This is a genomic window from Bradyrhizobium sp. sGM-13, from assembly GCF_018398875.1.
In the GTDB taxonomy this organism is placed as follows: Bacteria; Pseudomonadota; Alphaproteobacteria; order Rhizobiales; family Xanthobacteraceae; genus Bradyrhizobium.
Window position 1 is genome coordinate 1 of record NZ_JAGWDK010000372.1, and the last position, 254, is coordinate 254.

Annotated in this window: 1 protein-coding gene; it reads right to left on the reverse strand. The window is 62.6% G+C overall.

What is annotated here, in order from left to right:
* Positions 1-254 (reverse strand): efflux RND transporter permease subunit (locus tag KJQ96_RS39340; protein ID WP_213291255.1); only part of this gene is annotated, 254 nt, incomplete at both ends.

A 254-nucleotide genomic window follows, 5' to 3' on the forward strand; every position in this document is an offset into this window, starting at 1 on the left:
CAGCTTTGCACCCGAGAACAGGTAGAGCTTGTCCTGGGCAGGGATAAAGCCGCCAGGCACCGACTGGAACAGCACAGCCGTGATCGCCAGGAGACCCGCATAAACCGCAAGCGCAACACCGCGTCGGCCGAGCGACTTGCGCACCAGTCCTTGATAGCCTCCTGCACTTACCTGAAAGAGGCGGTTGAACGGGCGGAACAGCCAGCCGAATGCCGCCTCGATAACCCGCGCCAGCCGGTCATTTGGCGCTCCGT